We start from the raw sequence: 19459 nt of genomic DNA, 5'->3' as shown, positions 1-19459 counted from the left end.
AATTACTAGGTATCTCTGCCACTCGCGTCCGTTTCCTGTTGAGCAAGGGCAGAGTCAAAGGAGCTTATAAGGTCGGTAGAACTTGGGTAATTCCCTTATTTGATGGCATGCCAGTGGTCACTCCTGGTACTCGCGGACCAAAGCGGAATTGGTCAAAGCGCACAAATTACACTAAAGCTGTCATCCACGTTAATCAAAAAGTGATTCGCCAAAATCACAACTCTGGCGAACGCAATCCCGTGATTACCGTAAAACGCGGCTCTAAAAACACTTACGGTCATACGGTCGAAGTCAATGGCCCCTGTCGGGTGATGTATCGCCCAGATGAACCCCTAAAGTGTGGAGCACGGGTATGGATTGAGACAATTTCTGACTTTAAGGTGATCGCCTAAGCTGTTGTGAATTTGACTTAGACTCAGTTATGAAAAAGTAACCATTTAGCCGTCAGCGGTCAGCGGTCAGCGGTCAGCGGTCAGCGGTCAGCGGTCAGCGGTCAGCTGACAATCAACCTCTTTCGTGACTATTCAACTAATCCTTACCTCTTGTCTTGAAAAGACTTTTGTGACTATTAAACTAATCCTTAGCTGTTTTATTCAAAAGCTGATAACTGATCGCTGATTGCTGATAGCTGATCCCTGATCGCTGATCGCTGATCGCTGATCGCTAATAGCTGATCGCTGATAGCTTACCAAGGTAACTTGCTTCCATCCCAGGAAAAAAACTCTCCACTATCCCCTTTATCCAGCTTTTCGATTACCCCCAGTAGTTGAGTAACAGTACGCTCTACTGGGAATAACTTATCAGCAGGTACATTTTTTTGAAAGGGTTTAGAAAGTCGCGTATTGGTTGTACCAGGATGTAACGTAACAACGATAGTTTGAGGACTTTTTCTACTGTATTCAATTGCCACTGTTCGCATAAACATATTTAAGGCTGCTTTCGATGCTCGATAGCCATACCATCCTCCCAGTTGGTTATCACCAATACTACCAATTTTTGCAGAAATGCTAGCAAAAATACTGCGATCGCTATGACGGAATAATGGTAATAAATGTTTAGCCAGCAGCACTGCTCCAATACTGTTAACCTGGAAGTAACGCATCAAGTGTTCTGAATTAATCTGTTTCAAGCTTTTTTCTGGTTGTAAGCTGCCGTCATGAAGCAATCCAACACAATTAATCACTAAATGGAGTTTGTCTATCTCTACACTGATTTGTTTGATAGCTTCAGATACTTGCAACTCATCGGTAATATCCATCGATAGAGAAACTAATCGATTAGGATAGTTGTTTGCAAGGGCAATTAATTCTGAACTAGAATCACGATGACGATAAGTGCCATAAATCTTGGTAAACGTTTCATCTTTCAGCAATTGTTTGACAAAAGCCAGACCAATACCTCCACTGGAACCGATAATCAAGGCATTGGCATTGTTAATCCTATCTATAGACATTTATTAGCGCTCCGCGTAGGGAGTAGGGAGTAGGGAGTAGGGAGTAGGGAGTAGGGGGAATTTTGGGAAGTTTGCGGAGATAGGGCAGATTTTTGTTAAGAGGAATTATCCTGATAGGATTGTAACGCTTAAATTATAGCGTTTCTCGTAGCTATGAGGTACAAATTATTTTTTACCTCTTCCCTCTTCCCTTTTCCCTCTTACCTCTTACCTGCTCCCTGCTCCCTGCTCCCTGCTCCCTAAAAACCATAAATTTATACCTCACAAGTCGTAGAATTGCTATAACAAACAACATTAGCTCAAAATTTGTGCCAAATCTAGCACAAATCCAGGCAATACATCCTCTCCTGACAAGCTACTTGGGGATTGCAAAACCTCCCTATCCTGTCCAGGGCGATAAATTGTTACCTGTTGATTTTGAGGGTCAATTAGCCAACCTAGACGTACACCACAGTCCATGTACTCTTGCATTTTTTCCTGCAACGTCTTGAGGCTGTCATTAGCAGAGCGGAGTTCCGTTACAAAATCAGGAGCCATTGGTAAGAATTTAGCAGGATCTGGATTAAGGGCTTCTAATCTTTCTCGCCTTACCCAGGAGGCATCAGGAGAACGATTGGCACCATTAGAAAGCCTAAACCCCGTTGAGGAATCAAACGCTAATCCAGTTCCATCACTATCAGCCCAATTGCCCAAACGTTGGGTCAGTCGGCTATTCCGGTTTCCGCTTTTCCATCCCGTTGGTGGCATGATAATTAGTTCTCCCTTGCTGGTACTCTCAAGACGTAAATCTCTATTGTCCTGACAGAGTTGGAAGAACTGTTCATCAGTTAGTTCAATGGTGGAAGCTATGTTGAGAATAAGAGCAGTCATAATTAATAAGTAAGTATTCAGCCGTCAGCCGTCAGCCGTCAGCTGTTCGCTCACGCTGCTTGAGGTGCTTATTTTATTCAAAAGCTGTTCGGTGTAGCATTGGCTATGGGCATAAACTGTTCCGGTAGCGTGGCTACAGCGCTTTTGGCTGATAGCTGATAGCTGAATGCTTACATTAATAATTATAGCAATTTCCGGGAGAGAGGGAGTAGGCATGCTAGCAATAGGCATGCTAGCAATAGGCAACAGTAGTAAAGAGCTGGGATAATTTTTTGATATTATTATACTAAATTAGTTTTCTAAGTATTTAGCTGACCACTGACCACTGACCACTGACCACTGACCGCTGATGGCTAAATGCTTAGCTTAGGGTTTAAAAGTACCCACTGAAATATCAACACTAACTGGGTCTTCATTATCCACTAAACCATCGCCATTTTCATCCCAAACAGAGGTCGCAAAAAAACCGCAACGAATATCGATTTCCTGCTCAAAAACTCTCAAAAATAGAGACCCTTGTTTGGTCGCGCATTTAAATTCTGCTTTCTGGACTAGCTCTGGAGCATTTGTGCGTAATTGAGGCAATACTTTCTGGCACTGTTGGTCAGAGTTAGAGCAAGCCAATGGCTTCACAAACGTAGAATCATTGGCTACTAAAGGCAAAACCCCTAACCATGTACCAGTGCGATTGCCATTTCCTAAGGGTTTATCCCAACAAAAAAAACTGACTCGCTGGGGTTGTCCTTGATTCTGAAAAACCTTTAAATTTAAATATTTGCTATCACTACACTCCCTTTCCCATTCAGCTATTTGTTCGGGAAAACTATCGCCAAGGTCAGCTAAAACTTCCTGACATTGGCGTTCACCACAATCTCCTGCTACGTTCCGAGGCTGGGTTTTATCTGCTGGGGTTTCACTAGCACAACCAAGTACAAGGAAAGCAACTATAATACTAGGAATTGCTAATCGTTTCACTCTCATTTAACAGATAATTGTTGTTAATAGCCCTTGAAATTTTAAATTTTAATTTAAATTTGCCATTCTCAATCTACAGAGCAAATCATTCAAAGCATCCTTAGCTGATGGTGCTTCTGGTAACCAACTAGACTCAGATGCTTCCTCTAATTTACTCTGTAGACGATTATATTCTCCCTCATGAAAATTCAAATTTGTATCTTCCAATACAGACTTTTCTGCTCCTGCTAGCTTTCGAGCGATTAAATCTGGAATATAAGGTAACTGGAACACCTCATTCAGCTTAACCAAGTTAGTTTCTATTTCCCCAGTTTTCATTAAATGGATACCAGTCAACAGCACCCGATAGACATAAAGCAAGGGTTTGACACGAAATGGACTCATCTTTTGAAACAGTTTCCATTGAGTTCGGGAAAATCCTAGATAATGATGGGCATGGTAGCGAGTAATGCATTGTTTTGCGATCGCTTTTAATTCCTCATGCTCCGCTGTAGTGTGAATAACTAGGGGTGAGTACAGCTGCTCTAAGACATAACCATTCTTTTTCAGCAGCATCTCAAAGAACTTTTTGATATCGTGAGTGACTAGATCCAGTTCTATGGAATCCCGAATTTCCGAAACTTCAATCGTTTCCGGTCCCGGCTCTAGTCCTATAACCTTCTGCACTGGCAGAATGTGGCTCCCACGGAAATCATAATCAGAATCTGGTGAAGGGAAACCATACAAATGCGCTCCACTGAGGGTAGCAAATAACAGTGGATGGGGTTGAGTAGAAATTACAGATAGTAGTTTTTGGTTTAAATTCATATACAGCAGTTTTTAATTGTATCAGGTACAGATTCCTGGGTTTTAGGGAACAGGGAACAGCGGATCTGGGAACAGAGAAGAGGAAAGAGGAAAAAATCCTGAGGTGTGACCCGTGGCGAATTTAATTATTAATGGGTCAAGGGCACCTAATAGTTATGAAAAACGCTGTATAACTATAGCAATCCGTGTAGGAATTGTGATAATTTTGGTTCTCTATTCCCTATTCCCTATTCCCTATTCCCTATTCCCTATTCCCTGTTTCCTTTGCCATAAACCCTACTTTGACGTGCTTTAATCAAAAACCCATTAGCTGCTTCATAATCCGGACGTTCTGGCAAATTGGTGTTAGCAAAAGCAGCATCAAACTCTTGATGTAAGCTCAATCGCCAAGCAGTAACCTCCTCCCATGGCATTTCATCCCGACGGATGGCTAGGAGTTGTTGCCGATACGCCTCAACTTTCACTGGTACAAATCCCTCTTTCAGGACTGTGATCCCTGAGAGCAATAAACGGATTAAGTGCATAGCATGTTTTAATCGAACTGCTCCTTTAGTCCGAAAATCTTGCTCCATTTTCTTAAATTGGGACATCACATAGCCATTATAGGTTTGGTAAACCAACTTAGACAGAAAAATATCTCGAATACCTAGCAATTCCTCGGCTAGGGGAGTGGCTGTTTCCACTAGTGGTGTGTAGAGACATTCCAACACATTTGGATTAGCCTTCAGTGCCAAAATGATAAACTTTTGAAGCTCCCAGTAGCACTCTTGAGTCTCGTGGTTTTCTAACTGTTCCGGAATTCCATACAAAGACCAGTGAACCACAGCTGGTGGCAGGTAAATACCCCGTCTGTCTGTATCAGAGTTTTCATCATCCAGACCAAATGCTCTCGACCCTACTACACAGCGGTAGATAACATGATCATATAAATTTAACTCTGTGAGTAAGTCTTCCGAGAGCTGTAACCCTTCTTTTTGGAAGTGTTTACGAATACTAAATTCATGGCGAGGTAGGGTAACCTCCCTATCATTAGACAAACGCACCCGATACCCATGGGAATTATCTGTTGGTGCTTTTACTATTACACCGACTGCTCCTGGTACACATAATGTTTCACCCGCAGAGTTTTTAACAGCCACACGAGTTACAACTTGGGTACCGACTGGCAAGATTAGGTGAGGATTCATTTATTATAAGTTTTTTGTATAAACCCTAGTACAAGTTTAATCTATTAAACTACTATAGCATTTTTTACTAAAATACAGCCTTTTTAATAACTATTAAGTACACAAAATTATTTCTCTATGCCCTGATCCGAAGACCCCTAAAACCCAGACATTTGTACCTGACCGAATTGAAAACCGCTGTAAGCTGTTGCGCATTGAAATTGGGTATTATTCAGTTATAAAAAAACCGTCAAACCCTCTCCCCAGCTCCCCAGCTCCCCAGCTCCCCAGCTCCCCAGCTCGCCAGTTCCCCAGCTGTCAGAACCATCAAATTTAAATGAAGACCAGCTTATCTTAGGGTTGATGGTAAAAGCAATGCAGCAAGTTATCCAATAGTTTTTCTTTATCAGGATAATTTTTTTTTGTTTTTTGTAAATTATTCTTGGCTTCTGCTAGCAAGTAATAATAACTACTTGCAGACTTAAAAACTACATCATATTTCTCAAATAAATAAAATTTTAAGTCATATAAATTCCAGTCATATTGTTTTTGTAACCAATCAATAACTTCTTGTTTTTCTTTTTTGCTCAAAAACCCTTTCCCCCCTTTATAAGATAATTTTAATCCTTCTATTCCCGCTGTATTAAATCGTTTTTTCCATTTACTAATAAAGCTTTTTGATACATTTAAAGCTTCGGATATTGATTGATAGTTCCAGCCATCTATGACAAATTTTACAGCTAGCGCTCTTTTTAATTCTCTTGAATCTGGATTCCTCTTAATCCACTCATTTAAATCTTGATTTTTTTTATTTTCTTTATTTGACATAGTTTTTTTTAAAATTTTTTCTGATTTTTGAGTTATTTAAAATTAGTTATATTGGGTTATATGATCGTTACTAGACTGAATAGTAATTATAACTTCAAATCAATTATCCCCGATCATTAGTTGATTTATAAAACCCTAAAATATCCAAAAAATTAAACAATTAAGGCTATACTTGGCAATAAAAAATTAGTATTTTTGTTTAGCGTAAATATTTTTTAAGTGCTTCTTAACCGTATTGATGCTGATAAATAGCTGCTGGGCAATTTCTCGGTAAGTAAAGTTGGCTTTTTTAAGTGACCAAATTTCCTGTTCGCGAGGCGTTAATCCATATTTAAGCGCATCAGTGCTAGCGGAATTTTGAGAAGATTTATTTTGATCTTCTAGGGTGACTAAGAGGTAAGGTTCTGGGGATAATTCTAACGTTAACCATCTAACCCGAACCCGAAAGTTAACTGACTTATCTACTTTAATTTCAGCTTCGATAATTAGTTTGCGATCGCAAAACCACTCACGACTATCAATTAATGATTCGCAAACTCGCCAAATTTGGTCAGGGATAGAATTTATCTGTGACCTACCTTGAGTGATTTGAGAACACATTCGACGTCCACACTCATTGGCATGAAACCAATCTTGGTTAATAGTTAGAATCAGCACCCCATCCACAAACCCCTCAAGGATTGCTTGGATCAGTAATGGGGGTTCTGATCTTGTTTGTGCCATGACTAGCATTACCTGAATTACACATTATCCAGAATTCCGAATTTGCCCAGCCTTTGCTAGACACAGTTTTGGATCAGGTTTGGATCAGCTGCTGATCACAACAGATGATCCAAAATTGGCACTTGACAATTGGTATAATAAAGTATAATAATTTCGAGCTCTCACCTGGCTCTAGTTTGAATTATTAACACATCAAGTAGCAAAGAATTGTGAACAGGATTGTGAAGAGGTTTCCTGAGGTGCGACCTGTGTGGAATTTAATTCTTAATGGGGAAAGCGAACCTAAGTGTTGGTGGGATCTTGTCACTTACTTTAGGAGTATGTCTACTGACAGAGGCTCCGATCGCTCTTAGCGGAAGCAAAGCTTCATCGCGTAGCGTGGGCGTAGCCCATTAAGATTCTCTGGGTCGCGAGGATGTTTGAGAAGTAACACATGTTTGGCATCAGCGATCATTATCGGAAATCTGAGGGACTTTGAGCCACTTACCCCCTTGCTTTGGGGGGTTAGGGGGGTATGTACGAGTAGGATCCAACACCTTTAAAATAGCCTCTTAGACCTGGAATATGCCTAAGGGCGTTTACCAGAGTTTAGCTGCGATTTCCTTGAGCTTAGGTATTGGTTTGATTCTAATATAGTATGCATTTTTATTTGAAATGTAAACAGCGGACCCGTCGAAACAGGGAACTTCGGATCAGGGAACAGGGAATAGTACGAAAGAGCTCCAAAGCGTTTTTGATGTTATGAGACATGAGCAAGATTGTTCATGACCTATTTGTAAATCCTATAGCTGAGGTGAGATTTTGCCATCTTTACAAGCATCTCGACAGGGAAGACTAACAATTAAACAGTATCGAAACCGAAAGGGATGGACGATAGAGGATCACAGATGGCTGGTCGAGGCGAGTAAGATCTTAAATCCAGATATCGACTGGGCATCCTCCGAGTATGGGTTGCAAGAAATCTATGCTCCTGGTGTCTCCCTAGCTACTTGGAAACGCTTCTTGCAAGGAAAACCGATTAATGCCCAAGTTTTCCAGGTATTTTGCCAAGTTTTAGGACTTAACTGGGAATATGTGATTGAGAACAACCTCCCTAAGTCCTCAATCCAAAAGACAACCGCTAAAATCCCCCCAAATCGAGTAGATTGGTCAGCAGCGCCGGATGTGCCAGTTTTTTTTGGACGTACCGAAGAATTAGCTACCCTAGTGCAATGGATTCTCAATGATCGTTGCCGAGTTGTGGCAATTCTAGGAATGGGTGGAATTGGTAAAACTGGACTCTCCCTGAAGCTAGGTAAGGGGGGAATTGGCAAAACTGATCAGTCCCTCAAGCTAGCCCATGGCATTCAGGATGACTTTGAGTACGTAATTTGGCGTACGCTACTTAATGCTCCTCCCATTATAAAAATTCTCGAAGATATCATCAAATTTCTCTCCAACCAGGTAGAAACCCATTTACCAGACACCCTAGATGCTCAACTATCACGACTACTTCACTATTTGCGTGAGCATCGGTGTTTGCTAATCCTGGATAATGTGGAATCAATTCTACAAGGTGGTGACAAGCCTGGGCAATATCGAGAGGGATATGAGGAGTATGAGCAACTGTTTCGACAAATTGGAGAAGTCTCCCATCAAAGCTGCTTGTTGATCACCAGCCGAGAGAAGCCCCACGCCATTGCCAGACTTGAAGGCAAAACACGACCGGTTCGTTGCCTGGAATTAAGCGGTTTTGATGTTGTAAATGGCAAGAAAATATTTAATTCCATTGCCTCGTTCTCTGGTTCAGATCAGCAATGGCAAGAACTAATTGAATTTTACAACGGTAATCCTTTATCCCTAGAAATTGTTGCCAAGCATATTGATGAAGTATTTTTGGGTAATATTGCCGAATTTTTAACAGAAGGTAAACCAGTATTCGATGACTTTCGTGAAGTTTTAACCTGGCACTTTGAGCACTTATCAGATTACGAAAAAGACATTCTGTACTGGTTGGCAATTAATCGGGAAGCAGTTTCCATTGCCCAACTCCGAGAGGATATTCTCTCGCCAGTGGCTAAACAACAGTTACCAGTAACACTGCAATCCTTGCAAAGACGTTTACCTTTGGAAAAAAGTTCAGCAGGCTTTACCCTGCAACCTGTCCTGATCGAGTACATAACTGAGACAATCATTGAGCAGGTTAGTCAGGAAATACTCACCGATAAAATAGCTCTATTTAATTCTCATTGTTTGCTAAAGGCTTTGGCAAAACAGTACATTCGGGAAGCTCAATCCCGTCTGATACTCAAACCATTAATCGACCGGCTAATCGCTAGTTTGACTAGTCAATGTCGTCTGGAAGAAACCCTAAATTGTAGTCTTTCAAAGATAAGAGAAAACTTGGTGCAAAGGGTAGGCTATGCACCCGGTAATATCCTTAATCTGCTCTGCCAACTTAAAACTGATTTAAGGGGTTATGATTTTTCTAATCTCACTATTTGGCAAGCTTACCTTCAGGGGGTAGAGTTGCTAGATGTAAACTTCGCTAATGCTACCATCGCTAAATCAGTTTTTACTCAACCTTTTGGTAGTATTTTGTCAGTAGCATTTAGCCCCGATAGCCAGCTTTTGGCTGCAGGTGATAGCATGGGCAAGATTCATCTGTGGCAAATTGCTGATAGTCAATACCACTTAACCTTGAAGGGACACACCAGTTGGGTATGGTCTTTGGCCTTTACTAGGCTAGATGATGGTAACAGTGAAGAGACTCAGATTTTGGCTAGTAGCTGTGAAGATCAAACCGTCAGGCTCTGGGATATTGCTACGAGTCAATGCCTTCACACCTTGCGAGGACATAGGAGTAGAATATGGTCAGTTGCTTTCAGTGGAGATGGCACAATTGTTGCTACTGGCAGTGGCGATAAAACCGTTAGAATCTGGGATGTTAGTACCGGTGAATGCTTGAACATCTTGTCAGAACACTCCCAGACCGTAAGAGCCGTAGCTTGTAGTCCCGATGGTGCCATTCTCGCCAGTGGCTGTGAAGATAAAACTGTCAAACTCTGGGACTCTGATACAGGTGAATGCCTCAGCACCTTAGAAGGACACTCTCAGCAGGTCAGGTCACTGGCTTTCAGCCCGGATGGAACTACTCTCGCCAGTAGTAGTGATGACAAAACCGTAAGGCTATGGAATCTGAGTACCGGTGAATGCGTTAAGATTCTGCGGGGACATACAAAAAGCATACGGTCAATTGGCTTTAGTAGAGATGGAACCACTCTCGCCAGTAGTAGTGATGACAAAACCGTAAGGCTATGGAATCTTAGCACCGGTGAATGTGTTAATAAGTTGTACGGACATACCAATGGCGTATGGTCTATTGCTTTCAGTCCAGATGGCGTAACCTTAGCAAGTGGTAGTGATGACCAAACTGTAAGGCTATGGAATATTAACACCGGTCAATGCCTCAACACGTTTCGAGGATATACCAATGGCGTATGGTCTATTGCTTTCAGTCCAGATGGCACAACCCTCGCCAGTGGCAGTGAAGACCAAACCGTCAGACTTTGGGATGTTGGTACCGGTGAATGCCTCGATACCTTACAAGGACATACCAATTTGATATTTTCTGTTGCCTTTAGTCGAGATGGTACAATCTTAGTTAGTGGCTCTAAAGACCAAACCCTCAGACTCTGGGATATTAGCACTGGTGAATGCCTCAACACCTTCCACGGACCCAAGTGGGTACTTTCAGTCGCCTTTAGTCCCAATGGAGAAATCTTAGCCAGTGGTCATAATGACGATAAAGTAAGACTCTGGGATATTAGCACCGGTGAGTGTTTCCAGACCTTATTAGGACACACAGATTTGATCTGGTCAGTGGCTTTCAGTCCAGATGGCACAATTATTGCTAGTGGTAGTGAAGACCAAACCGTTAAACTCTGGGATGTTGACACCGGTGACTGTTTGATTACTTTGCAGGGACACCGGAATATAATCAAGTCCGTTGTATTTAGTGGAAATGGCAGAATTCTCGCTAGTGGCTGTGAAGACCACACTCTAAGGCTCTGGGATGTTGGCACTGGTGAATGTCTCAACACTCTGCGCGGACACACCCATCGCTTACGCTCAGTGGCTTTCAGCCCTAATAGTAAACTAATCGCTAGTGGTAGTTATGATAAAACCTGTAAGCTCTGGGATGTTGAGACAGGTGAATGTTTAAAAACTCTCCATGGCCATACTAATGTGGTATGGTCTGTTACTTTCAGTCGAGATGGTTTAATGCTGGCCAGTAGCAGCAACGATGGCACAATTAAGTTTTGGGATATCGAGACGGGTCAATGTATCAAAACCCTGAGAGTGCCTAGACCCTATGAGGGGATGAATATAGCTGGTGTTACTGGTTTAACAAAAGCAACTATGACGTCCCTGAAAGCTTTGGGAGCAGTTGATTAGACTTGTTGCAGAAGTCGGGAGTCGGGAATCGGGAGTCGGGAGTCGGGAGATGTAGAGATGCTCACAGGGGTAGGTTTTTTACTTTGGAGATAGGTAATAGGTAATGGGTAATCGGTAATGGGTAATGGGTAATGGGTGATGGGGAATGGGTAATCGGTAATGGCTAATCGGAACCCACCCGACACCCCGACCAGGAGGGGAAGAGCGGGAGATGGGTCGGTAATCGGTGGAAATTCTTGATGATTTTCCGACATATTTTGAGAAATTTCTACCTCTAGCCAGTACGTACTCGCCCAAATGTAAAAAACCTACCCTTGTCAGATGTAGAGATGTAGGGTCGGCAGTGCATCCGTGAGATTCACTGACTAGCCAGAGCCCATTGGTAAGCACTGCCCACCAGTAGGGAACAGATGTAGGGTCGGCAGTGCATCCGTGAGATTCATTTGCTGGCCAGAGCCCATTGGTAAGCACTGCCCACCAGTAGGGAACAGATGTAGGGTGGGCAGATGTAGGGTCGGCAGTGCATCCGTGAGATTCACTTACTGGTCAAAGCGCATTGGTCAGCACTGCCCACCAGTAGGGAACAGATGTAGGGTCGGCAGTGCATCCGTGAGATTCATTTGCTGGCCAGAGCCCATTGGTAAGCACTGCCCACCAGTAGGGAACAGATGTAGGGTGGGCAGATGTAGGGTGGGCAGTGCATCCGTTAAATTGACTGACTAGCCAGAGCATTGGTAAGCACTGCCCACCATAGGATTAATCTCATGTCCGGATAACTTAGAACCGATGTAGGGTCGGCAGTAATAGATGTAGGGTCGGCAGTGCATCCGTTAAATTGACTGACTAGCCAGAGCCCATTGGTAAGCACTGCCCACCAAAGGATTAAACAATGGTGCAACAGCTCAGTTCAACCCAACCTAATACCTGATAAGATTTTTTTCAAGCACAAAGCAATTACTCCAAAGATCACGATTAGCCCAACTGGTACTATCACACTATTGATCAAAGGGTTGTCACAGCTCTTCTCCATGGGTGGGATCAGCTTGGATACATTCTGACACTGCTTCCCTTCAAAATCCACTAAAGCCGTAACAGCTGTGCCAGCACCAACTACCGTTACTAGAGTCTGGAAGTTGCGATCGCGTTCTGCTTTTTCCAGCTCAATTTGACTACGAATGGCATTGAGCCTCGTCTCTAGCAACCGTAAGGCCACCTCCATTATATCATAGTCTTTAGTAACCTGCAATAGGTAATTTTCCTTTACCTCTTTACTAAACGTTTCTAAAAACTTCAGATTATTATCGGCACCTAATTTTTTGCATTTTTGGTTGATGATTTCTAAACGGGTTTGATAATTGAATAAATTAATCTCGATAATTTGGTTTTGAAAATTTAGTTTAGGCAAATCCAGGGTATAGTTCCCTAAATACTTTTGAATGTCATCGAGTTTTGCTGCGAGGGTTTCGTCTCTAAAGCCAGAAGCGTTTTGGTCAGCGATAAGTCTCTGATTGGCTTCAACCTGCTTATAGAAATTTACCAAGGACTTTTTGATTAAGCGACTTTGGCTGTAAGCCCATAAAATTTTGTTTCTATAACTAAACAGACCCATCCAATCAGTATACAACTCCGCTGCCTTTTCCATACTTTCTTGGTCAGGAAAGATAATAATGATCACATGGCAGTTGACCTGATTCAGGGGTTGATATCGCCACAGCTCAAAAACTTCACCACCAAATAAGCTGCCTTTTCCCTGTAAATCTTGTGACCAATTCGCCCCTTTATCGAAAACCTTATCACCAGATTTGGCAATGTCTTTTTCCTGTTTTGTCGAACTTTCTGGTGTTGATACTCCTTGTAAATCTTGTGACCAATTCGCCGCTGTCTGGAAAACATGATAACAGGATTGAGCAATGTATTCGTAGCTTTTGCTCGACGTTTTTGGTAAGCATCCAGAAAGCATCCAAGTTTGCCCTAGTATCGCCCTTTCACCTTGTAATCTCCATTCAATTTCGGCTCGGAGTCTGGCAAAACAGTCAGGGGTTTGGGGGTCAGTTTGATTGTTAATGGAACAATCAATTTGCAAGCCATAGGTATCATTTAAGCGGACAGGGTAGTAGTACCCTTCTAGGGTATTGTTGGCTGTAGTAAAGTCATAGTACTTTTGCCTAGGGAGTAGTTCTAAATATTTGGTTTCTAGATCAGGATCAGAGAATTGACTATCTGCTGGGAGTTTAGCTCGGAACTTAGCTTGGTTTTCTTGCTTCTCAGCTTCAGTGAGGTTGAGAGCATCTCGTAAGTCATATAAAAATAAATCGAGAGTTGGAAAGATTAGATCGCTCACTATAGCACTCTTTTAAATTGGGTGAGGTACAAATTATGGGGTTTTAGGGAGCAGGGAGTAGGGAGTAGGGAGTAGGGAGCAGGGAGCAGGGAACAGGGAAAAAATACTATGTACCTAATAGTTATGAAAAACGCTGTAATATTAAAACCGTTGTACTTTAGTTAACGTTAATTGGATTGACTAGTTAGCACGGTTAGTTAAGGAAACTCCCAGGAACTAATCATACCAAATTTATGAGTCTAGGGTTGATCCTACTTACGAGCTACATTCAATTTTATTCCCCCGACTCCGACTCTCGACTCCCGACTCCCGACTCCCGACTCCCGACTCCCGACTCTCGACTCCCGACTCTCGACTCCCGACTCCCGACTTCCAAATTGGGTAATTTACTTTTTAGAAGTCCCTAAAAACTGTTTCAGTTTTTCCAAGGGTAATTCTTTCACAGCTGCTTCTGGCTGTTCTGAACGACTGACAACAATCACAATATTATTAATTTGTTGGTCATAGCCTGTAGGTGATGACTTAGGTTTATGTCCTCTCATTATCGTAGAGCTAGGTTTATTGACTGGCTGGATTTCCGCTGTTGTTGGGAGATAGTCTGGGGGAATATCGACGGTAGTGTCAAGTTGGTTGTAATAAGTTTGGTAACGTTGATTTAACTCAGGATTGGCTGCAATTATCTCTAGCAGCTTGGGTTTGGTATACCTCTCCCAGGCCAAAGGTTGGGCATCAAGTTGATCGCCAATTTCTTTGATGCTCTTATTATCACCTTGACTCAAGGGTGTGTCTAAATCGGTCAGAGCAAGTAAAAACGCTAATAGGGTTTTGTTGGTATTCATCAGCCACTGCTACTACTTCAATCATTATCTTTATACACGAAGGATCAGCCTAGTTCCCGAAATTGTGATAGTATGTTACCCTAATAAAAGTTTCAGAACCTCGCTCCAATGAGACCGCAATGGGAAGCCCTAATTGTTGGGATTAACCGTTATCCAGAATACACCAACTTTAACGACTTGACCGTTGCGGCATTAGATGGGGAAAATGTCGCTCAACGATTAGAGCAGTATGGCTATGAACCGTTTCGGATTCAAGACTTACCCCTTGGGTTGACCCAAAAAGGAGCAGGGGGACCATCGAGCACAGGACTAGTAAAATTAGAGGAATTAAGGTCAGCAGTCGCTAATCTGTTTAATCCTCCTCCTCCCAACCAACCTCCAGAAACCGGCCTATTCTTCTTTTCAGGCCATGGCTGTAGACAAGAGGTGGATGGTATTGAGGAAGTTTTCTTAGTGACAAGTGATGCCTTTCCTGATGTGGGAATTTATGGCTATCCTCTGCGGGAGTTGGGTGAGCAAATCGCAACTAGCCCAGTCAAACAGGTAGTGATTTGGTTAGATTGTTGCTACAGTGGCGAGTTACTAAGCTTGCTCCCATTTATCCCAACTGATAAAGCTTACTGCTTGATTACTGCTACTCGTTCCTTTGAACCGGGAGTAGAGATTAGCCATGAACAAGGGGTATTTACCAGGGAGTTACTGGCAGGATTAAATCCGGAAAATCACCCGGATGGTATTGTTACTAGTCATAATTTGGCCTTGTTTATTGAGCAGCGGATGTCAAGGACTGGACAACGTCCTTTAATCGCTAACTCTGAACAAGCCATTCTACTGACTAGCCTGTTTCCGAAACTGAGCTTTCAGGATAAGTGCCCCTATCGGTCTCTGTCTTATTTTACCGATAAACCAGAGGATGCTCTGGTGTTTTACGGTCGCTCTAAGTTGACCCAGCAGTTAATTGAGCGAGTTAAAACTAAAGACCGTCTGCTGGTAGTGTTAGGAGCTTCCGGCAGTGGCAAGTCTTCCTTACTCAGGGCAGGATTATTGTATCAGCTGAAGTTAGGTCAGGCAATTGTTGGAAGCGATCGCTGGCATTATCTAGAACCTTTCTCTCCGGGTGTTGCACCAAAGCAAAGGTTACAGGAGGTGCTGGAGTTGGGAAAGCTTTTAGAGAAAAACGGAGGCAATTCTAGTCTTACTCTAGTAGCGACTTCTGAACCGGTGGTCATGATTATTGACCAGTTTGAAGAGTGCTTCACTATGAGTCAACCTGACCAACGCCTGGAATTCTTTAACGGTTTAATGGAATTATTAGAGCAGAAAGACAATCTAATTGTGTTAATTGCCATGCGCTCTGACTTTCGGGGGCGGTCGCGAAAGTATCCTCAATTTGTTGAAAAGATCAATAGACCATACATCAATGTTGACCAGTTGAACCGTCAGGAAATTGAAGAAGCGATCGCACTACCAGCTGAATTAGTAGGATTAGGGATTGAGGGGAGATTAAAACAGCAACTGATTAACGATGTCGAAGATTATCCAGGTAGCCTTCCCCTGCTCCAATATACTCTGACGGAATTATGGAAACAGTCAAGACAGCAGCAGGAAACGTTTTTACGGTTAGAAACCTATCAACAGTTAGGGGGAATTGAGGGAACTCTGGAAAAGAAGGCAAATCAGGTATTTGATAGTCTCTCAGCGGAAGAACAAACTGTGGCTAGGCGTTTGTTGTTGGAATTAACTCAAGTGGGAGAGACTCTCGATACCCGTAGACGAGTACGCCTGGGGGAGTTAGTCAATTCTCATCACAGTTTAGAACTGCTCGATGCTGTTAGCCAGACCTTAGCCAGTTCAGACAACCGCTTGATTACTAGAAGTCATGAGGAAAATTCCCAGGATGTGGTTTTGGATGTGGTGCACGAAGCCTTGATTCGCCACTGGGGAAGGTTGGTGGAGTGGAAGCAGACTTACACAGAAGCGATGGTGATCGAAAGCAAGCTGGAAGCGGCGGCAGAAGAATGGCAGGAGAAGGGAAAGAAGCGCGATGATGCGGGTCTACTGTTGCAAGGGGGGAGGTTGGTAGAAGCCCAGGAGTATTTAAGAAAGTATGGTGAATTGGGGATGTTGAATGGGTTGGCCGAGGAGTATATTGAGGTTAGCCGTCACAAGCACAAGCAAATCACCCGTAACCGCAGGTTAGTAGCGGTAGGGTTTATTGGTGTGTTGGTATTGGGGACAGTTGCTTCAACGGTTTTTGGATTGGAGTCTCGTAAGCAGGCGAGAAAGGCAGAAGAAAGTGAAATTAAAGCCCTGAATCAATCTTCAGAACTCTTGTTTACCTCAAAGCAAGCCTTTGATGCTCTAAAAGAGAGTTTAAGGGCAGTAGGAAAACTCCAAAAGGCAAAAAGGGTAAAAGGTGATACTAGAATACAAGTGATCGCTAAGTTGCAGCAATCTCTCTATGGCGTCAACCAGTATAATAGCCTGGATAAACATACTGATACTGTCACTAGCGTCGCCTTTAGCCGAGATGGCCAGACTATCGCTTCTGCTAGTTGGGACAACACCGTGAAACTATGGAATCTACAAGGCAAACACCTGCACACCCTCACTGGACATAGCGAACCTGTCACTAGCCTCGTCTTTAGCCGAGATGGCCAGACTATCGCTTCTGCTAGTTTGGACAACACCGTGAAACTATGGAATCTACAAGGCAAACACCTGCACACCCTCACTGGACATAGCGAACCTGTCACTAGCCTCGTCTTTAGCCGAGATGGCCAGACTATCGCTACTGCTAGTTTTGACAACACCGTGAAACTGTGGAATCTCAAAGGCAAACCCCTGCACACCCTCACTGGACATAGCGAACCTGTCACTAGCGTGGCCTTTAGCCGAGATGGCCAGACTATCGCTACTGCTAGTTGGGACAACACCGTGAAACTGTGGAATCTCAAAGGCAAAGACCTGCACACCCTCACTGGACATAGCGAACCTGTCAATAGCGTCGCCTTTAGCCGAGATGGCCAGACTATCGCTTCTGCTAGTTGGGACAAGACTGTGAAACTGTGGAATCTCAAAGGCAAAGACCTGCACACCCTCACTGGACATAGCGCAGATGTCACTAGTCTCGCCTTTAGCCCAGATGGCCAGACTATCGCTACTGCTAGTTTGGACAACACCGTGAAACTGTGGAATCTGCAAGGCAAAGTACTGCAAACCCTCACCGGACATAGCCAATATCTCATAACCGTCGCCTTTAGCCCAGACGGCCAAACTATCGCTACTGCTAGTTTGGACAACACCGTGAAACTGTGGAATCTCAAAGGCAAACCCCTGCACACCCTCACTGGACATAGCGAACCTGTCACTAGCGTGGCCTTTAGCCGAGATGGCCAGACTATCGCTTCTGCTAGTTTGGACAACACCGTGAAACTGTGGAATCTCAAAGGCAAAGACCTGCACATCCTCACTGGACATAGCGCAGATGTCACTAGCGTCGCCTTTAGCCGAGATGACCAGACTATTGCTACTGCTAGTTGGGACAAGACGGTGAAACTATGGAATCACCAAGGCAAACACCTGCAAACCCTCACCGGACATAGCGATTGGGTGAATAGCGTCGTCTTTAGCCCAGATGGCCAGACTATCGCTACTGCTAGTGATGACAACACGGTGAAACTGTGGAATCTCGAAGGCAAACCCCTGCACACCCTCACTGGACATAGCGATTGGGTGAATAGCGTGGTCTTTAGCCGAGATGGCCAGACTATCGCTTCTGCTAGTGATGACAACACGGTGAAACTGTGGAATCTCGAAGGCAAACACCTGCACACCCTCACTGGACATAGCGAACCTGTCAATAGCGTCGCCTTTAGCCGAGATGGCCAGACTATCGCTTCTGCTAGTTGGGACAAGACTGTGAAACTGTGGAATCTCGAAGGCAAACACCTGCACACCCTCACCGAACACAAAGCAAATGTCACTAGCGTGGCCTTTAGCCCAGATGGCCAGACTATCGCTACTGCTAGTTGGGACAAGACGGTGAAACTATGGAATCACCAAGGCAAACACCTGCAAACCCTCACCGGACATAGCGATTGGGTCAATAGCGTGGTCTTTAGCCGAGATGGCCAGACTCTTGCTTCTGCTAGTTGGGACAAGACGGTGAAACTATGGAATCACCAAGGCAAACACCTGCAAACCCTCACCGGACATAGCGATTGGGTCAATAGCGTGGTCTTTAGCCGAGATGGCCAGACTCTTGCTTCTGCTAGTGCAGACAACACTGTAATTTTATGGAATTTCGATTTAGGTGATTTAGTGGCAAAGAGTTGTGATTGGCTCCATGATTACCTAGTCACTCATAAAGACGAAGAAGAATTAAGGGAAATTTGTGGTATTAAATGAAGAAGGGAGCAGGGAGCAGGGAGCAGGGAGCAGGGAAGAAAATAGGGAGCAGGGAGTAGGGAGCAGGGGTAGCTTTTACCCACATTCTCCCCTTATTCCTGATTCAACACTTCCGGTAATTTCCAAGACCGCCCTTGACAGTAAACATAACCATTATTAGTATAAATCCCGGAAAGTGCCCTAGCTAATATCAAGAATTCCTGCTGTTCTTCCGCAGTCATATAATTTTCATTGTGTAGACTCCCTGAGGCTCGGTTTGGATCTCCTCCGGAGTCCAGATATCGCTGACGAGCCAGAGTGGAGAGTTCTATCATTCGTTGATATTGCTGTTGTTGTAATTCACTTAAGGGCTTCATAATTCGGCTACAGGTGTAATCGGGGTAATTTCACCATTTGGTAAAAGCATAGCAAAGGGCAGAAGAAGGCTAGCAGTGCTGATGTACCAAATGCCATTGTCTTGGTCATAAACAGTATTTTCTAGTAATCCTAAGGTATCCAACGCATTGAGAATTAGATATTGTGCTTCTGTTGGTTCCATCACACCCGACCGAAGTAATATGAAATCCGGCTAAATAGTTACTGTTAAGCCTTGGCATCCTGCCACCAGTGA

Annotated in this window: 18 protein-coding genes; 4 read left to right on the top strand and 14 right to left on the bottom strand. The window is 43.5% G+C overall.

The window, feature by feature from the left end:
• A partial coding sequence (locus BJP37_RS09145) for a DNA-binding protein (RefSeq protein ID WP_075898183.1) occupies positions 1–392 on the top strand: 392 nt, incomplete at its 5' end.
• A 293-nt stretch (positions 393–685) separates the two neighbouring features.
• On the opposite strand, the gene BJP37_RS09140 is transcribed toward BJP37_RS09145, so the two are convergent.
• From BJP37_RS09140 to BJP37_RS09110, 8 genes are all read right to left on the bottom strand, one after another.
• On the bottom strand, positions 686–1453 hold the full coding sequence (locus BJP37_RS09140) for an SDR family NAD(P)-dependent oxidoreductase (RefSeq protein ID WP_075898181.1): 768 nt from the start codon (positions 1451–1453) through the stop codon (positions 686–688).
• Between the two features lie 294 nt (positions 1454–1747).
• The gene (locus tag BJP37_RS09135; RefSeq protein ID WP_075898179.1) at positions 1748–2323 is read right to left on the bottom strand and encodes a Uma2 family endonuclease; all 576 of its coding nucleotides are present in this window, start codon (positions 2321–2323) and stop codon (positions 1748–1750) included.
• A gap of 24 nt (positions 2324–2347) precedes the next feature.
• Positions 2348–2554: a hypothetical protein gene (locus BJP37_RS36040; RefSeq protein WP_158069497.1), complete on the bottom strand. Its 207-nt coding sequence runs from the start codon at positions 2552–2554 to the stop codon at positions 2348–2350.
• A gap of 135 nt (positions 2555–2689) precedes the next feature.
• On the bottom strand, positions 2690–3304 hold the full coding sequence (locus tag BJP37_RS09130; RefSeq protein ID WP_075898177.1) for a hypothetical protein: 615 nt from the start codon (positions 3302–3304) through the stop codon (positions 2690–2692).
• A 42-nt stretch (positions 3305–3346) separates the two neighbouring features.
• A complete protein-coding gene (locus tag BJP37_RS09125; RefSeq protein ID WP_075898175.1) occupies positions 3347–4105 on the bottom strand; it encodes a nucleotidyltransferase domain-containing protein in 759 nt (252 codons plus the stop codon).
• 248 nt (positions 4106–4353) lie between these two features.
• Complete coding sequence (locus BJP37_RS09120; protein ID WP_075898173.1) at positions 4354–5292, bottom strand: nucleotidyltransferase domain-containing protein; 939 nt, start codon at positions 5290–5292, stop codon at positions 4354–4356.
• A gap of 333 nt (positions 5293–5625) precedes the next feature.
• The gene (locus BJP37_RS09115; protein WP_075898171.1) at positions 5626–6099 is read right to left on the bottom strand and encodes a helix-turn-helix domain-containing protein; all 474 of its coding nucleotides are present in this window, start codon (positions 6097–6099) and stop codon (positions 5626–5628) included.
• 186 nt (positions 6100–6285) lie between these two features.
• The gene (locus BJP37_RS09110; protein ID WP_075898169.1) at positions 6286–6822 is read right to left on the bottom strand and encodes a helix-turn-helix transcriptional regulator; all 537 of its coding nucleotides are present in this window, start codon (positions 6820–6822) and stop codon (positions 6286–6288) included.
• 801 nt (positions 6823–7623) lie between these two features.
• On the opposite strand from BJP37_RS09110, the gene BJP37_RS09105 reads away from it, so the two are divergent.
• Positions 7624–11259 carry a WD40 domain-containing protein gene (locus BJP37_RS09105; RefSeq protein WP_229415253.1) on the top strand — a complete coding sequence of 1212 codons (3636 nt, stop codon included), beginning with the start codon at positions 7624–7626 and terminating at the stop codon, positions 11257–11259.
• Here the strand turns inward: BJP37_RS09105 and BJP37_RS40890 are convergent.
• The 3 genes from BJP37_RS40890 to BJP37_RS09095 all read right to left on the bottom strand — a co-directional run bounded on the left by BJP37_RS40890 (position 11256) and on the right by BJP37_RS09095 (position 13600).
• Positions 11256–11513: a hypothetical protein gene (locus BJP37_RS40890; protein ID WP_075898167.1), complete on the bottom strand. Its 258-nt coding sequence runs from the start codon at positions 11511–11513 to the stop codon at positions 11256–11258. The genes BJP37_RS09105 and BJP37_RS40890 overlap by 4 nt on opposite strands.
• Before the next feature lie 111 nt (positions 11514–11624).
• Complete coding sequence (locus BJP37_RS38815; protein WP_158069496.1) at positions 11625–11798, bottom strand: hypothetical protein; 174 nt, start codon at positions 11796–11798, stop codon at positions 11625–11627.
• Between the two features lie 368 nt (positions 11799–12166).
• Positions 12167–13600, bottom strand: a complete 1434-nt coding sequence (locus BJP37_RS09095; RefSeq protein WP_075898165.1) for a hypothetical protein — start codon at positions 13598–13600, stop codon at positions 12167–12169.
• Positions 13601–13833: 233 nt separating this feature from the next.
• Here BJP37_RS09095 and BJP37_RS38810 point away from each other — a divergent pair, with 233 nt between their 5' ends.
• The gene (locus BJP37_RS38810; RefSeq protein WP_158069495.1) at positions 13834–14007 is read left to right on the top strand and encodes a hypothetical protein; all 174 of its coding nucleotides are present in this window, start codon (positions 13834–13836) and stop codon (positions 14005–14007) included.
• Here the strand turns inward: BJP37_RS38810 and BJP37_RS09090 are convergent.
• Positions 13987–14439: a hypothetical protein gene (locus tag BJP37_RS09090; protein ID WP_075898163.1), complete on the bottom strand. Its 453-nt coding sequence runs from the start codon at positions 14437–14439 to the stop codon at positions 13987–13989. The genes BJP37_RS38810 and BJP37_RS09090 overlap by 21 nt on opposite strands.
• A gap of 108 nt (positions 14440–14547) precedes the next feature.
• On the opposite strand from BJP37_RS09090, the gene BJP37_RS09085 reads away from it, so the two are divergent.
• The gene (locus BJP37_RS09085) at positions 14548–18849 is read left to right on the top strand and encodes an nSTAND1 domain-containing NTPase (protein ID WP_075898161.1); all 4302 of its coding nucleotides are present in this window, start codon (positions 14548–14550) and stop codon (positions 18847–18849) included.
• 92 nt (positions 18850–18941) lie between these two features.
• Here BJP37_RS09085 and BJP37_RS09080 read toward each other — a convergent pair whose 3' ends face one another.
• Complete coding sequence (locus BJP37_RS09080; protein WP_075898159.1) at positions 18942–19205, bottom strand: hypothetical protein; 264 nt, start codon at positions 19203–19205, stop codon at positions 18942–18944.
• Positions 19202–19387 (bottom strand): hypothetical protein, encoded by a 186-nt coding sequence (locus BJP37_RS09075; RefSeq protein WP_070392097.1) that lies wholly within the window; start codon positions 19385–19387, stop codon positions 19202–19204. The genes BJP37_RS09080 and BJP37_RS09075 overlap by 4 nt, the downstream gene beginning before the upstream one ends.
• Positions 19388–19459 lie beyond the last annotated feature (72 nt).

Source organism: Moorena bouillonii PNG, assembly GCF_001942495.1.
Taxonomy (GTDB): domain Bacteria; phylum Cyanobacteriota; class Cyanobacteriia; order Cyanobacteriales; family Coleofasciculaceae; genus Moorena; species Moorena bouillonii.
The sequence above is the reverse complement of the archived record's forward strand: the minus strand, read 5'-3'. Positions and strand labels throughout refer to the sequence as shown.

Coding starts and splice junctions, on each gene's coding strand:
- BJP37_RS09120 (WP_075898173.1), bottom strand. CDS start 5,292: ATGAATCCTCACCTAATCTTGCCAGTCGGTACCCAAGTTGTAACTCGT.
- BJP37_RS38810 (WP_158069495.1), top strand. CDS start 13,834: ATGAGTCTAGGGTTGATCCTACTTACGAGCTACATTCAATTTTATTCC.
- BJP37_RS09085 (WP_075898161.1), top strand. CDS start 14,548: ATGAGACCGCAATGGGAAGCCCTAATTGTTGGGATTAACCGTTATCCA.
- BJP37_RS09135 (WP_075898179.1), bottom strand. CDS start 2,323: ATGACTGCTCTTATTCTCAACATAGCTTCCACCATTGAACTAACTGAT.
- BJP37_RS09080 (WP_075898159.1), bottom strand. CDS start 19,205: ATGAAGCCCTTAAGTGAATTACAACAACAGCAATATCAACGAATGATA.
- BJP37_RS09075 (WP_070392097.1), bottom strand. CDS start 19,387: ATGGAACCAACAGAAGCACAATATCTAATTCTCAATGCGTTGGATACC.
- BJP37_RS09110 (WP_075898169.1), bottom strand. CDS start 6,822: ATGGCACAAACAAGATCAGAACCCCCATTACTGATCCAAGCAATCCTT.
- BJP37_RS09115 (WP_075898171.1), bottom strand. CDS start 6,099: ATGTCAAATAAAGAAAATAAAAAAAATCAAGATTTAAATGAGTGGATT.
- BJP37_RS09125 (WP_075898175.1), bottom strand. CDS start 4,105: ATGAATTTAAACCAAAAACTACTATCTGTAATTTCTACTCAACCCCAT.
- BJP37_RS09140 (WP_075898181.1), bottom strand. CDS start 1,453: ATGTCTATAGATAGGATTAACAATGCCAATGCCTTGATTATCGGTTCC.
- BJP37_RS09090 (WP_075898163.1), bottom strand. CDS start 14,439: ATGAATACCAACAAAACCCTATTAGCGTTTTTACTTGCTCTGACCGAT.
- BJP37_RS36040 (WP_158069497.1), bottom strand. CDS start 2,554: ATGCCTATTGCTAGCATGCCTACTCCCTCTCTCCCGGAAATTGCTATA.
- BJP37_RS40890 (WP_075898167.1), bottom strand. CDS start 11,513: ATGTCGGAAAATCATCAAGAATTTCCACCGATTACCGACCCATCTCCC.
- BJP37_RS09130 (WP_075898177.1), bottom strand. CDS start 3,304: ATGAGAGTGAAACGATTAGCAATTCCTAGTATTATAGTTGCTTTCCTT.